Source organism: Sporomusa sp. KB1, assembly GCF_007830295.1.
GTDB lineage: Bacteria > Bacillota > Negativicutes > Sporomusales > Sporomusaceae > Sporomusa.
This window is the reverse complement of sequence record NZ_VLKC01000002.1, coordinates 4,214,838-4,230,839: the sequence shown is the minus strand read 5'-3', so window position 1 is coordinate 4,230,839 and position 16,002 is coordinate 4,214,838. Positions and strand designations below refer to the sequence as shown.

Annotated in this window: 14 protein-coding genes; all 14 read right to left on the bottom strand. The window is 44.5% G+C overall.

From position 1 onward, the window contains the following. Positions 1–2: 2 nt before the first annotated feature. The 14 genes from SALPA_RS23490 to SALPA_RS23425 all read right to left on the bottom strand — a co-directional run bounded on the left by SALPA_RS23490 (position 3) and on the right by SALPA_RS23425 (position 15,738). Positions 3–557, bottom strand: a complete 555-nt coding sequence (locus tag SALPA_RS23490; protein WP_145099760.1) for a LemA family protein — start codon at positions 555–557, stop codon at positions 3–5. Between the two features lie 320 nt (positions 558–877). After that, positions 878–2,206, bottom strand: a complete 1,329-nt coding sequence (locus tag SALPA_RS23485; RefSeq protein WP_145099757.1) for a DVU_1553 family AMP-dependent CoA ligase — start codon at positions 2,204–2,206, stop codon at positions 878–880. Continuing rightward, complete coding sequence (trsS, locus tag SALPA_RS23480) at positions 2,199–3,602, bottom strand: radical SAM (seleno)protein TrsS (protein WP_145099754.1); 1,404 nt, start codon at positions 3,600–3,602, stop codon at positions 2,199–2,201. The genes SALPA_RS23485 and trsS overlap by 8 nt, the downstream gene beginning before the upstream one ends. A 119-nt stretch (positions 3,603–3,721) precedes the next feature. Beyond that, positions 3,722–4,183, bottom strand: a complete 462-nt coding sequence (locus SALPA_RS23475; RefSeq protein ID WP_145099751.1) for a DVU_1555 family C-GCAxxG-C-C protein — start codon at positions 4,181–4,183, stop codon at positions 3,722–3,724. A 340-nt stretch (positions 4,184–4,523) separates the two neighbouring features. Continuing rightward, positions 4,524–4,805, bottom strand: coding sequence for a DVU_1557 family redox protein (locus SALPA_RS23470; RefSeq protein WP_255451320.1), 282 nt, complete (start codon positions 4,803–4,805; stop codon positions 4,524–4,526). A gap of 10 nt (positions 4,806–4,815) precedes the next feature. Beyond that, positions 4,816–7,143: a pyridine nucleotide-disulfide oxidoreductase/dicluster-binding protein gene (locus SALPA_RS23465; protein ID WP_145099748.1), complete on the bottom strand. Its 2,328-nt coding sequence runs from the start codon at positions 7,141–7,143 to the stop codon at positions 4,816–4,818. Between the two features lie 125 nt (positions 7,144–7,268). Continuing rightward, positions 7,269–7,712, bottom strand: a complete 444-nt coding sequence (locus SALPA_RS23460; RefSeq protein ID WP_145099745.1) for a sulfurtransferase — start codon at positions 7,710–7,712, stop codon at positions 7,269–7,271. A gap of 242 nt (positions 7,713–7,954) precedes the next feature. Beyond that, positions 7,955–9,283 carry an S-layer homology domain-containing protein gene (locus SALPA_RS23455; protein ID WP_186451203.1) on the bottom strand — a complete coding sequence of 443 codons (1,329 nt, stop codon included), beginning with the start codon at positions 9,281–9,283 and terminating at the stop codon, positions 7,955–7,957. Between the two features lie 138 nt (positions 9,284–9,421). Next, positions 9,422–10,408 (bottom strand): replication initiation protein, encoded by a 987-nt coding sequence (locus SALPA_RS23450; protein WP_222428101.1) that lies wholly within the window; start codon positions 10,406–10,408, stop codon positions 9,422–9,424. Between the two features lie 191 nt (positions 10,409–10,599). Continuing rightward, the gene (locus tag SALPA_RS23445; protein WP_145099736.1) at positions 10,600–12,156 is read right to left on the bottom strand and encodes a DUF2703 domain-containing protein; all 1,557 of its coding nucleotides are present in this window, start codon (positions 12,154–12,156) and stop codon (positions 10,600–10,602) included. A gap of 89 nt (positions 12,157–12,245) precedes the next feature. After that, entirely contained in the window at positions 12,246–12,992 is a 747-nt protein-coding gene (locus SALPA_RS23440; protein WP_145099733.1) for an ABC transporter ATP-binding protein, read from the bottom strand. 27 nt (positions 12,993–13,019) lie between these two features. After that, a complete protein-coding gene (locus tag SALPA_RS23435; RefSeq protein WP_145099730.1) occupies positions 13,020–13,796 on the bottom strand; it encodes an ABC transporter permease in 777 nt (258 codons plus the stop codon). Between the two features lie 21 nt (positions 13,797–13,817). After that, positions 13,818–14,594, bottom strand: coding sequence for an ABC transporter permease (locus SALPA_RS23430; protein ID WP_145099727.1), 777 nt, complete (start codon positions 14,592–14,594; stop codon positions 13,818–13,820). Positions 14,595–14,757: 163 nt separating this feature from the next. Next, positions 14,758–15,738 (bottom strand): ABC transporter substrate-binding protein, encoded by a 981-nt coding sequence (locus tag SALPA_RS23425; RefSeq protein WP_145099724.1) that lies wholly within the window; start codon positions 15,736–15,738, stop codon positions 14,758–14,760. Between the last annotated feature and the right edge of the window lie 264 nt (positions 15,739–16,002).

Genomic DNA, 16,002 nt, shown 5'->3' with positions numbered 1-16,002 from the left:
GGCTAAAACTTCACCTGAGGTACTTGTTTTGCACCCTCATCGGCCTTAAAGTATTCCTTCGGACCGAATCCCATGGACCCTGCAATAATACTTGCAGGTAATGAGCGAATAGAAGTGTTATAGACTTGGACACTCTCATTATAATCTTTACGGGCAACCGCTAGACGGTTTTCTGTACCTGCCAATTCATCCATAAGTGCCCGAAAGTTTTTGTCCGCTTTTAAATTAGGGTAGTTTTCCGATATTACCAGTAATCGGCTTAGTGCAGAAGTTAGTTCAGCATTGGCCTCGGCCTTAGCAGCAGGTCCTTGGGCACCGCCCAATTTTGCCCGTGCATCGGCAACTGCTTGTATGGCTTGCTGCTCATGCCCGGCATAGCCTTTTACTGTATTCACCAGGTTAGGAATCAAATCTGCTCGGCGCTGAAGTTGGTTTTCTATTTGACTCCACTTGCCGTTTACGTTTTCGTTCAAGCCGACTAGATTGTTGTATCCCGAATATATACTAATTGCTATTACTGCTATGACCGCCACTACAATCCAAACTGTTTTATTCATCGTATTTCCTCCTTGAGGTTATTGCGATAACCGTAAACTATAGGTTGTTTGATATTGGCTTCAGTATACATGATAATTATGAAGATATTTTGAAGAAATCATGAAAAAGTTGCAATATTTTAGCCCTCCTGGAAGAGAGCCTAGCAATAGTAAGCCAGGCGGATAGTTGAGAAACTCTACTTATCCCCGAACGGCTAAACCATTTTATCACACTCCACACAAAAAAATTAAGTGCATAAATTCTTCCGAATTTACACACTTAATTTTACACTCCCCAAATTCATCCGTTTTTCAGGTTTCTATCCGTCCCCGTATTCTATTTATAAATTAATCTTCCGTTTGCCGGAGTTGGCGGAAATTTTATCAGTTACCACCAAACATTCCGTAATAATATCAAAATTTCCGGCCGCCAGCGCCGAACCAACCGCGGGAATGGAGGACAAGGTTTGCTTAATCTCCGATTCATCCATATTGCGGCTTAAAGTATATAACGATATTTTCAAATCGCTTCTATCCGCTTGCCTTGTTACATCTGCCGTAAAATTTACCACGTCCGGAATAGAAAACAATGCTTCATCCAGATCGGCCATCGTAATATAACAACCGCCATTCCCGATTGAAATCAGCCCGCTCTTGCGGGCCCGGACTTTCTCCAACCGACGTAAAATAGTTCCGCAACGGCATCGTCCGGGAATAAAACGGGATAAATCGCCGGTCCGGTAGCGAAGTAAAGGCATTCCCTGCCGGGTTAAAGTGGAAATTACCACTTCGCCCGGCTGACCTTCCATAACCGGACGACCAGTCATCGGATCGACAATTTCAAAAAATAAATCGGCTTCATGTAGATGATACCCGCAGCGGGCGCCACATTCCATGCCGCCGCCCAAACCGGCTTCCGTCATACCATAATAGTCAAAAACTTCGCAGTCCCATATTCGCTCGATTTCCCTACTTATTGCCTGAGAAACATAATCCGTACAGAGCAGGATCTTATTTAACGGTATCTTTCGCTTTTCCCCCCGATGTTCATAATACCTGGCCAGCGCTAAAATCTGCACTGGAATACCCACCAGACAGCTTACCGGCTGGTTAATTAAATTTTCCAGCATTTCTGGCAGACTGGAAATCAGCCCATACTTTACCGGTTTGGCGTTTAGCCTTTTCAGCGCCTGGTATAATAGATCCCCCACTCCTCCCGGCCGGTTGGCCGGCAACAGTATATATACCTGTTCATCAGGCCGGATGAGCATGGACATGGATTGGGTAAAAAAGTCGACAGTCAATTCCTGATCCTGACTGGTAAAATACAGCCGTTTAGGTTCCCCGGTCGTCCCTGAACTTTCCAGCGTCACCACATGGCTAATCTCACCCTGGTTTACACAAACCATTTTAAGGCCAGCGGTCTGCAAGTCCTGCGGGGTAGTAAAGGAAAACCGCTCTAGATCCGCCAGGCTGGTAAGCGGATATTTACCGTAATCCTTTAAATGCCGCCGATAAAAAAAACTATGCTCGTAAGCCCGGTTAATCACCTTGTTTAACATGGACAACTGATATTCCATTAACAGCTTAGTTGTCAGTTCTTTGCCTGTCCAACCTATTTTTTTCGCTATCCAGGCTTCATAGACTGTTTTATCGATAGTATTATCCATGATCCGGTCCTTTGCCGCGATATAAGGCCCGGCCAGCGCAGGAAGTTAAGTTATAGGCACAAAATGGTATGATCCGGTGGTCAGGACTTACAATACTAATATGACAATCCCGTAACCGGTCTAAATCTAAATTCCAGGCATCCTGAAACGCCATCCCGGAAATACTAAGCGTATACGTGTGTACCCGCTCCAAAAAATCACTCATGCTGCTTACATTAATTGCCGGTTTGACTTTTGGCGCCTCTTTAAGTCGCTTGATTGACTTTAGCGGCTCTTTCGGAGCACTCCACTGTTTAGCCATAAAATTCCGGGCATGTACCGACCCTTCACTGCTGGGTTCAGCTTTGGCGCAATAATAGCCGGAAAGATCGGAGACCCACGATTTCAAGGTACCATCCGGCATTAAAACAAAGTTACCGTGAAATGAACAATGAGCGTTTTCGCCAGCCGGCGGCAAAAAATTAGCCGTCTTTACTTTACCGCCGGTCTGAGATTCCAGAGCCCGGATGACCTCCGGGATCGTAATCCGGCCTTCATCCCGCGGTGCCTTAGGGTAGCGTCCAAAATAACCTATAGGCTGAAAATGGACTGCCCTAACGCCAGGAATTTTTTGTACTGCATAATTTATCAATTCGCCAATATTGCCGGTATTAATCCCGGGTACCAAAGTGGAAACGAGCACCACCCCAATTTCATTTTCGGCGCAATGTCTAATTGCGGCTTCCTTCAGTTCAAGTAAGGCAGTCCCCCGGATATGTTTATATATCTTATCATTAGTACCATCAAATTGTAAAAATACGCAATTGAGTCCAGCCTTTTTCAACTTTGCAACGTATTCCGACTCTTTACCCAGTCGTAACCCGTTGGTATTAATCTGAATAAAATTAAAACCCAGTTTATGTCCCAGTGCAACAATATCCGGCAAATCATCGCGTACTGTCGGCTCACCGCCCGACAATTGAATATTAACCGGTCCGCCGCTGGCGAGCAACATGCGATACCAGCTTTCGATGACTGATAAATCAGGATCTTCACCGGCAGCGCCCTCGGTAATGCCAGCGAAGCAAACCGGACAAGCCAGATTGCAGCGGGACGTTACTTCCAACAGTACACCACAGGACTGTTGATGATGGTCCGAGCACAAACCGCAGTCAAACGGACAGCCTTTGTTACTTTCCGTCGCGCAAGCCGCCGGCGAGGAAGCTTTTTTGGGATATGCCCAGCTTTCGTAAGCCGGTTCCCCCCGCCAAATTACCGTGCTGAACTGTCCGTGGTCCGGACATTCTTTAATAAGATAAACATCATTACCGCGTCTTACATTTTGGGCTGGAATCCGTTTAAGACATTCGGGACACACACTTTCCGTACTATTTAAAAGCTTTTCATCTGGTGCCACAAAATACACCCTTTCCAGGAAAATATCATCAACTGTAAGTTATGGTTGTTTTTCATTTAGTATTGGCCGCAAAAGTCTTTCAAAGGCTTCCTTACTTCACTTCCCCCGCTGTCAACTGGTCAAGCCTCGAGTTTACCAGATAATAAATCATAACCATTGGCTTCAAGAATTTCCTTCACCTTTTGATTGGTCTGCAAAAGAATCTGCGGACACCGCTGGATACGGTTTTGGAGATTACCCTCCAAAATAATATTGCAGTCCGTGCCGCCGTATTGGGAACCGACCTCCTGCTCAAACCACTTCACCAGCTCTTCAATCATGGCGTTAAGCCGGCTGTCTTCCACTTCCTCGGTTGAACCTTTTCCCGCGTACAAGGCCAATAAACAAGCCCCACTGGTCAAAGCCCCGCAAATTTTCCCACAATATCCCAGGCCGCCGACCAAGCCGGCCATAGCCCGAATTAATTCCGGATTTTCCCTACCCTGGTCGTTGAGTCTCATCTGCAATAAAATCTGACTGCAGGATAATTCCTGATGAGCCAGTTTCAGTAAGTGAAAGTAATCTGCATTATTTACATCCATATGGATTACCACCTTCATCTTATTTAACATAACATTCGGTTTTTTCCGCTATCATTAAAAAATATCCCAGTCGCACTGGATATAAACACCGGGAACCAGGCCCCGGTTAAAGCCCGCCCGGTATCCGAAGGCATAACCGTCCGTTATCACCCAGTTTCGCTATCCGCCGCTGTCCACAAAGGGCAGGTTTTCCCCGTTGCCCTGTATTAAATTAGGTTACGGAGCTCGCAGGCATCCCTCCCTGATAAATTCTTCCGATACATCAATTCCGGTTACGGCCAAGTCATGCGCTTTTTGCAAGTACTCGACGGTAAGATCCGCCTGCAACCAACATCACCCTTCATTTATCTTCCAAGGCCCTTTCAACCTGTAACATTGTGCCGCGCGCCAAACCCGACGGGATATAAACCATCCCGCATTCCGGACATTTAAAAAGTTCAACCGGAAAAGTAGCGCCCACATAAGCCAGAGTAACATACCCCACTTTTAACGGAATATTACATTTGGTGCAAATGACATCCTCACCATTACCTAGCATCTCGTCTTTTAACGAAATATCACATTTGGCGCCAATGACATCCTTACCATTACCCAGCATCTCTTTTTGTTCTTGTTTAATCATGATTTTTCCCTCATTTATCAGTTATTTCCATACGATGGCTATACGCATCATGAATAACAAAACTGTTTTCACCGGCTGAATATTCTGCCCAGTACGTCACATAAGCCGGCTTATAGTAAGCAAGAAAATGACCGTTAGTGCTGTTTTGCAACCTATTACCGGTACGTTCCGCATATTCGACCACCTGCTGCAAATCGGAAACCAATATCAGACTGTCTTCCATAAGCGAACTTAACTCATCGGAAATAACCAATTTTACCAACGCTGGTTTATCCTGTACAGCTTCACCCCATATCTCCCGCAGTAAAGTGTTTTTTAACCGGGCGCGGTTTTCGTGCCGCTGTGAATATCCGACCGGTGGCCGGGCAGCAATTTTCCCAGTTTTATCACCAAAGATCAAATCCAGCAAATGATAGGTCTTTTTCCCCCGGTTGGTAAAATTGTCACGGCACATTGCACAATAAGCCACATAATCTTTGTCACTTTCGCCAGTCCGCCGGTCCACAACCATATGGGCAAGATCTTTATTTGAAATTTGCATTAATCCGCCGAAGCCACAGCACTCGGTAAGTTCCCGGCTGGTCTTTAATTCTTCAACCTTATGTCCCAGTTGCCGTAAAATATTGCGAACACTGTCGTGAACTTCTCTCTCATACCGGGTGGTACAGGAGTCATGTACTGCCAGAGTATATGACTCGGTCGCTGGTACCTCCGGCAGACCGATTTGATCAATAAAGGTCCACAAAAATTCAACCGAAATATCCGGCAAATTATTTTTAAAGATCATAAAACAAGTCGGACAGCCTAGTATTACTTTGGGTTTTCCCATGCGCTCCCACTCGGACTTTATCGACTGAATTGTTTTAATAAATATTTCCTTTTGACCGGCCCAATCTGCCGGGGCCCCACAGCAGCCAAGCATAAGTCCGACGCCATCTTTGATTTTTGCCCGCAGATAATTATAAACCTTTATAACCTGCCCGGGCGCGGAACCACTTAATTGACACCCCGGATAAAACATAACTTCGCTTTTGGAAAACCCGGGCTCATGTCTGGCCAGGGCAAAGGCATCACTGTTACTGTATTCCAAATCCTGCAAGGCAAAACCGAACGCCGAGGGCGGCATTTTCCCGGTGCTGACCATGGTCTCCCGCGCTTTGCGGCAGATATCCGCCATACTGAAATTATCCTGGCACACTTCCTCGCAAAGTCGGCACATACTGCAGGAATTTATCATCTGATTAGACTTATGACCCGCTGCACTGGACATATTCTTGTAAATCTGCCGAGCGTAGCTGCGGGGAAAAGCTCTATAATGCTTCATATATTCACATAGCTTTACACATTCCATACACTGGCAATCAAGGCAGCGTTCCGCTTCCGCCGTTGCTTCTTCCCCGGTATAACCCTGACCGGGATCAGCCATGGCCACCACCGGCTGCGGTTCAACCCCTTCCGTGCTGGTGAAAAGCCTGGTTGGCAGCGGACCCTCATTGGAGCGGCTGGCGGTAAGCGACACCCCCTGAAGGACCCGGTCAATGGAAACCGCTGCCGACCGGCCGTCGGAAACCGAATTTATTAGCGATAGATTGCCATTATCCTGACGATAGCTGCCGCCGGCAAATACTTTCGGGTTACTGGTGCCCAAAGTTACCGGATCAATGCGTATACAGCCATCACTATCCATTTCCAGTCCCAAGACTAAATCAGCCGCCTTTATCTGACCGAGACCCAGATAAACGGCGTCGAATTCCGTCAACAGGTCGTCAAACAATACATCGGCGCCATCACTGTTACCTACAGTAACCCCAAACTTCGCCTGCACGCCCAGACTAGTCAGTATCTCAAAATCATCGGCTATAATTTGCCGGGGCAGCTTAGCCTCCGGAATTTTCAGCAGCCGGCCGCCAAATTCATTCCCGGCATCAAATACCGTCAGCTTATAACCTTTTTTTGCCAAATCCAAAGCAACAGTCAAACCGCTAATTCCGGCCCCCACCACTGCCGCTTTTTTATCTTTGTTCGGAATCCAATTATTTTTAATCAGTGACTTGGTATTGAAGTCCCGGCAAGCCCGTTCCAAAGCATTAATAGCAATCCCGTCCCCGACTTCCCCCCGTTTGCAAGCCTCCTGACAGGGATGATCGCAAACCCGGCTTATTATGCCCGGAAAAGGCGCCATTTTGGCAAATAAGTCGTATCCCGCCGAAAAATCCCCCTTGCGAACCGCCGCCATCATTCCCCGTGCATCAACATGAATCGGACAGGCGGCGGTACAACGAGGCAAGTTTTCCTGTGTACAGTTGGCTTCCATGACATGTAATTGCTGTTGATCCATTTTTCCCTCCGTTTTGTCAGGTATAAATTTAATTATTTTTATACATAATTTACCGCTTTCTCACTATGAGACTAACACAATTAAAAGACAAAGTCTAGTTTTTAAGATAAAAAAAATCACCCCGATCACAAAAATTGTGTCTGGGATGATTTTTTGTACAAAGCGGTTTGCAAATTAGTCGCAGCAATCTGCAAAGTATCTATTCGAGAGAATGATTTATTTTGCCCATCAATTTCCATCGGCAGTTCCTCTCGTTGACTCCATTCGATCCACGACCCGGCATAGTTTTTCACGTTTTTGAAGCCAAGAACCTTACTCAGTACAGAAGCAGTATGTGCTGCACGAACCCCGGCCTGGCAATAGGTAATGACCGTCTTGTCCGGAGTAATTCCCTTTGCAGTGAATATTTTTCGCAACTCGCCGGCATTTTTGAGCGTTTTATCCGGATTTAGCAAATCTCCCCAGTATAGCCAAACGGCCCCGGGAAGATGCTCTTTCTGATAGCGTTCAGGCGGCCTCACGTCAATTATTTTGACGGTTCCGTTCTTCATTAAGTCGTTCAAACTCATAGGGGCTATAAGCGAATCTTGTTAACAAACCCTTGATTTCTGGAATCTTCCGCATTGGCGTTCGCGGTAGCGCTAAGGAACTGCGGGCATGACGACAAACTCACTAAAAGCGCCACAAGCAAACTAGCCATAATCATTTTTGTGCAAATACTTTTTCTTCTTAGCATCTGTACCTAACCTCCAGTATGATTAACTGCACATCATGATTGACTTTCATTGATGGAATGTTCCGGTCCTATCAATCAAAAATAGAAATGTAGCTGGGTCTGATAAAACTTAGTCTTTGATTGGTCGCCAGGAACGGTGGCTTTGATATCGTCATAATAAATATCCCATTTAATATTTTTAGCCGGAACGTATGCGAAACCTATCTCATAACCTTTCGAGCCTGATGCGGCATAGGTCCAATCAGCAACACCGCTGAAACTATCCCAAATTACTGAGGGATCAGCTTTGAGATAGTGAGCCCAAGCGCCATAGCTGCCGGGTTTATTCAAATTGGCGCCCTTATAGCTGACTTGCAGTATATAACCTTTATTGTATTCATTGGCATTCGATTTGGCATAGGCACCAGTAAAAATATAGTCATGTGCAAAGGGAACTGCATACCCGGCTTCCCAACGTTTAGTTGTCACATTGATATCATTGTTCTTTGTTTGGAAATAGGTCGCTTTCAATGTGCCGGGACCTACCGGAATGCTGACATCACCACCGGTGACAATTGTACTGCCATCCGATTTACTGTCCCAAAATTCGTCGCTGGTAGCCAGGAAAAATTGCTTATTATCTGATGAAAAAATCTTGCCGCTTCGGAAATCTTGACCGTAAACCAGATTTACCTTAACGGTGTTGCCGAAGCTTACTTTCGCCCCTTGCAAGGTGGAAGCGCCATTAATAAATCCAGTGGCCAATGAATAGTCTTGCCGGCCCAAGGTGACGTTAAAACAACCAATTGGTCCTTGAACATTAACAGCCCGAACATAGCTGCCAAAGTTTGAAGTGCTTTCATCGTTGCCAAGGTAACCAGCATAGGCTCCCTGGTTGGTTTTGTTATCGTTGCGCAGTTCAAACATATACTTCCACTCGTCATTGATTTTACCGCTCACATCAAAGGCCAAAATCTGTTTGTGCTGAATCCAGGTGGCTTGTTTAATGCCTGCTGGACTGGTTATATCCCCATTGCGGTAGCGGTCTTTTATTTCACCGGAAAACTGCGGCAGTTTGTCAACTTTCGTTTTTACGCTATCAACTTTAACCCCGAGATTTTGCAGTTCACTGGCAAATTCTGTTGACAGTTTTTTAATAAGTTCTTTTTGCTGCATGTCAGCCTTTTCGGCTTTTTCCATTGCTTTACCCACAATCATCGCCATTTCATAACGGGTCATAATGTGGTCACCCCGGAATGTTCCATCGCCATAACCATCAATGATGCCAGCTTTCGCCAGACTGCCCACAGCGTCGTAGGCCCAGTGTTTCGTTGGCACATCGGCAAACGGGCCAGCGGCAAAGGTAGTTCCGGCAATCCCCAGTGCAAAGCTCAGTGTCAACACTATTGCCAAATTTCTTTTCATAATTTGTTGCCTCCCATTTTGTTGCATTCTTGTAGATAACTAGTCTTATCTAAATGCCGGTAGCAAAACCTTTTTCAAAATCTGGCGTACACCTCCCCCAATTTTTTTGGTTCGGCTTTCAACACAAGACCATAGTAATCAAGCCATAGTCTGTTCGATTGGTTTTTCCTTCGGCAAAGCGAATTTAAATTTTGGCTCTTTTTCTCGTAATTTCCGGGCTTCTTCCCCGGTCGTTACTTTAAACCAGAGTTCTTCAACTCTGCGTCCGGAAAACGTTGGACCAAACTGAACGAATATTGCATCGTCCTGATCATAAATTTCTTGCAGCGAAGGTTCCAGAACCCGAAGTTTGAGCTGTCCATAAGAATATCTTGTATGCTCCAAAGATAAACGTTTCATTAATTCGGGAATGCTGTACTCAGTCACTCCCGTCGTCTTTGAGGAGCTAATGATTTCAAAAATGGCTCGCGTATATTTCCCTTTATATTGGATTTCTTTTATTAACTGCCGCTCGACATCGTTAGGCCCTATAGTGGCAATCAGATCCAGAATTTTATTAGCAAATTGAAATGCAATGTCTCCGTCTGCATATTCAATAGTTTGAAACCAATGTGTCCGAGCCAATCTTTTATGTTTTTTTTCGTAGAGCCATATTCCTTTTGACGCTACCTTTTCAATTTCACATAGCAGATTATGATACATATTTTCCTGTTTACTATTGCAGAACTTTAAAAATTGATTGATTGGCATTTTGCATGACGCCCGCGTATAGTCAAATTCCCCAGAGGAATAGACAAGAGAAATTGCTGTACTCAATATTTTTTGCTGAAGTTGTGTAAGGGAATCACGGTGCCCGATTACATCCCCAATTCTTATCAAGTGATCGAGCTTAGTTGCATGTCTTTCCGGATAAAGTACGGCAGATGCCAATTTTCCAGCATCTATATCTGCTTTAACCCGTCTCAGAAAGATTGTCACTTTTATCACCTCAAAACCAGTATATACTAAAAAAATATCGATTGCAAGTTTAAAATAATATGCAATCGATAAACTAAAAATATAGGGCAAAACTGCAATGTTGCAGTCCTGCCATGTGTTTAGACCACCATTGACATTATATAGCAATATGATTTTAATTGCAAGTGTAAATAAATTTGCAATAGTAATATTTTTACTCTCGTATTAAGAGATCAGCCAACAAAACAGCAAAACCCAGGACCGGGAAAGCCCCGGAAATCCTGGGTTTTGTTATTGGCCTTTTATACGTTTTATGCCGCATCCTGCGCCACCTTCGAAGTGCCAGAATTTCTAAGAACTTAGGATTTACAACAACCGCATCCATCCGCCTGCCTCTCTATGCCATCAAAGAATTTTTCAAGGTTTTTGGGCATAACATAAAGTTCTTCCTCAAAAGGTTCCGGTTTAGTGTAAACAGCTTCTAATATCTTATTCAATAGCATCTCTTTCGGTGGCACATCGTATTCTTTGCCTTCATAGACCCATACACGGCAATCTACCGTACTGTCACAACATAAATCACCACATTCGGCACAAAGAGACTCTTTGAATTCAATAGCAAGATCACGTCCGTCCACACGAAGTGTAGGTGAAGTCATCAGCTTATATTGCTGTGCAATTGCACGGGTAGCAACATGAATTTTGTTGAGCTTCACGTCGTATCCGGCAGTTTTAAGCAGTGATCCAATTTCGACAAGAACATTACTAAGCACATCGTCCGTATCCGAGCAACGCTCACAAACATCAAGGTCAAGATAGAGATACTCAATGTCCAATGTTTTTTTTGTCACAGAAGGTTTCTCCGCACTGCAACACAATGATGTATTTGGCATGTCAAGCCCGCAGCAACAATCCGCTTCCAAAGTGCTTTTCGAGGTGCCGCAACACGATGATGCTGTCTTACCCTCTGTCGAAGAACCAGCATAGCAATTACATGAATTTTTCCCTGTTTGCTGGCTTACGTGATGGTATGTCGGCGGCGTTAGAACGATGTCTGCACGACCAAGAGAGCGGAGTTGTCCTGCTGTTTTATTGCACACATTGAACGGAATACCTTGCTTGAGAATATGACCATTACCGTCATCATAGGATTCATCGTTCCCTGTATAGGTCGCCGTTTCACCTATGTAACAACAAAGGCCTTCCTTTGACACGGGTATTTTAAAGGCAACGAGTTCAACGGTATCAAGAATGATATCTTCCGCAATTCCATAGCGCACTTTTCCAAACACATGATATGGGCGGCGCCCGCGGATCTGCACTTCGCCAAAGCCGGCATCGGCAAATTTGCCGACATAGTCTTCAAATGATATAGCGTCAGGTAAACACTCGGTGCGCAGGGATTCATCGTTTTTCAGTTTTTCTGGTACCGGAGAATTCGTGACAGTGCTAGAGATATAAAGCCGCCCACCTGATTTGAGAACGCGATTGATTTCTGCTAACGCTTTTTTTAGATCATTTGTCTCAACTGTGTTCAATAGGCAATTGAAAACCACTAGATTCACACATTCGGATGGCAATGGCAAGTCTAGAGCATCGCCCTGTATGCTTTTTATATACTCGGATCGAAACCATGGATTCAATTTTTCGGCAATTTTAAAGTTTGCATTTGCCTTGGCGATTTTTTCCGGCATGCTGTCAACGGCAATGATAGAAGCCTTGCGGCGCGTGAAATAAGAAAAATGCAGTGCTTCTTTTCCATCACCAGCACCAATACACAAGACAGTTTCTTCTGGTTTAATCTCACCGAAGTAAAGATCTATGCTGCAATCGTAATCCATATCTCCCATTTCCGCCGGAATCGTCATCTCCGGCAAAAATAGTAATGACCCTACAGTTTTCTGATAACCACTCATTGTTTAGCCTCCGTAATTTTGATTTTTTTAGCTAAAAGTGCTTGATTTCGTTCATCGCAAAGATAATCCTTCGCGTTATCTTTCAATCGTTACAATGAAAATTCATGATAAATTTCATTGCGCAGACGCATGAATTCGGCATCGGTATAATCTTTTACCACGCTGGGAGGCACGGCAATATCCCGTTTGATCGTGCCAGGGCGCGGTGTCATAACGATTATACGCGAACCGAGAAAGATTGCTTCATCAATATCATGTGTGACCATGATCATTGTTATTTTTTCCTTTTCCCAGATATGCAGAATTTCTTTTTGCATATTTTTTCGAGTCAACGCGTCAAGCGCGCCTAATGGTTCATCCAAAAGAAGAATTTCCGGTTTACTTATGAGAGCTCGTGCTATTGCAACCCGCTGCGCCATGCCGCCAGAAAGTTGATGCGGAAAATACTTTTCCGTCCCGGGCAAGTCGACCAGTTCGAGATATTTTGTAACCAATTCTTTTTTTTGCATTTTTGTGAAGTGATTGATTGCAAGATGGATATTTTGTTCGACGGTCAGCCACGGCAATAGGCGGTGTTCCTGAAAGACAACCCCAACGCCGCGGCTCGGTCCGCTCAATTTACTTCCGTTGATACTAATTTTGCCTTCATATTCTATCTCTAGTCCGCATATGAGACGTAATAGCGTACTCTTGCCGCAGCCGCTGGCTCCAACAATACTGACAATTTCATCTTTGGCAATGGTCAGACTGATGTTCTTTAAGGCAACAATTTTATTGGTTTTTACCTGAAAAGTTTTACTGACATTTTCAATGCGTACGTAATCTTGATCGCTCATACGGTTCCTCCACGAATTCAGTATCAATTATAGACTGCCTGTGTAAGCCTTCCGCCAGTTACTTATGCGTTTTTCAATACAGCGCAATGCATAATCCATTGACTTGCCAACAATGCCGATTGAGATCATGCCTGCCATGACTTTTGCCGTCTGGCTAAGCGTACTCGAATCTTGCAAAAAATAGCCGATACCAACGACGCCGGCGGCAAGTTCCGCGCCGATAATGCACATCCATGCGGCACCCATACTGATACGCATACCGCTTATCATGTACGGATAGGTATTGGGAAGAACTATGCGCCGGATAAAAGTACCACGCGATAATTGCAGGACAGTGGCAAGTTCAACATACTTTTTATCCAACTGGCGCACACCGTTTGATACTGTAATGAAAATCGGGTAAAATGCCCCCATCGAGATGATGAATAGTTTTGATGCCTCATCAATGCCAAACCAAAGGAGCGAGATAGGCACAAACGCCAGCTTAGGAATCGGAAACAGCATCATAAAAAAATTGCCGAAAGTCTTTTCCAACGAACGAAACAATCCGCAGGCGAAACCAAACAGAATTCCTAGCGATCCGCCAATACAAAATCCAGCAATAACACGCAAAAAGCTCGCCCCAATATGTTTGATAAATTCGCCACTGATAATGACTTTCCACAGGGCAATTAAAACGTCAGTGAATTTAGGCAGGATAACCGGCTTGAGCGTACCGCTTGATGCAATCCATTGCCAAACAATAATAATAATGAGCGGTATAGCCGCACGGAGCAGCCACCGGTGCATTCTTGATAATTTCATGAAATTGCGCCCCTTGCTTTCTTAGTCATTCGCTATCCCTTTGCGCCAAGGCATCAGCCGATTTTCAATTAACCCCAAAATAACATAGATACCGTTGCCAATGATGCCAATAATAATCATCGCCGCCAATACCATATCTGTATGAGCCATCGAACGAGCCTGTGTCATGAAAAAACCGATTCCAACAACAGCAGTCGTCAGTTCCGCACTAATAATACATGTCCAGGCAACTCCTAGACCAATCTTAAGCCCAGACATGATGTACGGCAGTGAGTGGGGAATGACTATGCGGCGCACAAAGGTAAAACGCGGCAACGTAAGAACATCAGCCAGTTCCACATATTTTAAATCAATTTGCCGGACGCCGCTCCACACATGGATAAGGATTGGATAAAATGCGCCTAAGAAAATGATGAACAATTTTGATTTCTCGTCAATGCCAAACCACAACAGCGATAATGGTATCCATGCCAATGTCGGGATCGGGCGCAATAGCAGAAAAACACTGCCCAAAAGTTCATCGAGAATGGGAAAGATGCCGATAAGAAGCCCCAGTGTAATACCGGCACATGCTCCTAACGCATAGCCCATCAAAACACGGCGCAAGCTCGTGCCGACATGCAGCCACAAATCACCGCCAATAGCCATCGCATAAATCTGGTAAAATACATCCCATGGCGTTGGCAACAGAATCGGATTGATTTTGCCATTCATCGTAAAGAAAGCCCATATGAAGATAACAGCAAGCGGCACACTGAAAAACATCAGAATATTTTTGAGCATTGCCCCAACTTTCATAATCTCTTCTCCTTGCAGTGCGCATCTATAAAAAGATCTTGACTGCCGGATTTTCAACAGTCAAGATCCGATTGCAAAGTAGTAGATGGCAGGTGCTGTATCAGCAGCCCCTGAACCAATTTTATGCATCATTGCAATCTTACATTTTCAGTTTCTAATGAGATTATTTTTTCGTAAAATTGGTAATTACAAATTCTGCATTATCAACTTTATTCGGAATTACACCTATATCATACATTTCCTTAGCGGTATTGGACATGAATTCAACGTCCGATGGGCGAAGTTCGGTAATCATGGTATATTTGCCGAGGATCTGTTCCGCCAGTTCTGGTTTTAATTTCTTTACATATTTGAGAACGATCTGTGCGCTTTCTTTTGGATGCGTATTCATGTAATCATCTGCTCTTTGGCAGGCAGCGAGAACAGCTTTGACAGCTTCCGGATTGTTTTTTACTGTTTCGCCAGTCGCAACCCACATGCTGGCTCCGGGACCATAACCGATAATTTTGCCGTCACCGCTTTCGGCTACCCGTGTGAGAATCGGATCGGAAACACAAACTCCCGCAACGTCGCCTCTTAGAAGCGCTGTAACACCATCTTCGTCTGTCATGTGAATAAACTGAACATCATCAAGCTTCATTCCTGCTTCTCTAATTAGGTCAATAAAGACAAGATGATGAGAACTGGACTTTGTAGCTGCTACCCGCTGGCCTTTGAGGTCGGCAATACTTTTGGCAGGATTATCGGCTCTAATAAGAAGACCCCGGCCTTCTGTATTCGTAGTGACATTCGCCACGATATTATAATCGACACCATTTGCTTTGCCGACAATTGCAGCAAATTCACCCATTATACCCATATCAAGATTGCCGGAAACAAATGCGTCTTTTACAACTGAACCGATGCTAAACGATTCGAGCTTATAAGTGTAGTTGACTTTTTTGAGTTCTTCGTCAAGATAACCGAGATCTTTTGCGACCCAGAAAGGTGCATAACTGGTAGATGGAACGGCGCCAATACGGATTACCTTCGGTGCTTCAGCCGTCGTTTTGGCTTCTTCTTTTTTTGCACTGCCACAGCCTGCGCCAAGAAGCGTAACTGCCGCAAGCATGATAGCGATTAAAGCTGCTGTGATTTTTTTCATAATTTGTTGCCTCCCATTTTGTTGTATTCTCAGTAGGTGATCTTAAGAAGTACCTCTGCCCCTGCATTATCCTAAGGACACCTTTACACTAAGTGAACGTTTAATTTCAAAAGTGGAAATCAGTTCATCAAGCAGTTCGTTTTCTCAGTCCGAATGGAATGTTTAAAATGTTTCGCAAACATACTTTATTTAATGATCTCCAGCAGTACAAGAGCGTTGGAGGTCACCAAGCATGTTTGTCATTATATATAATAGAGAGCCTTT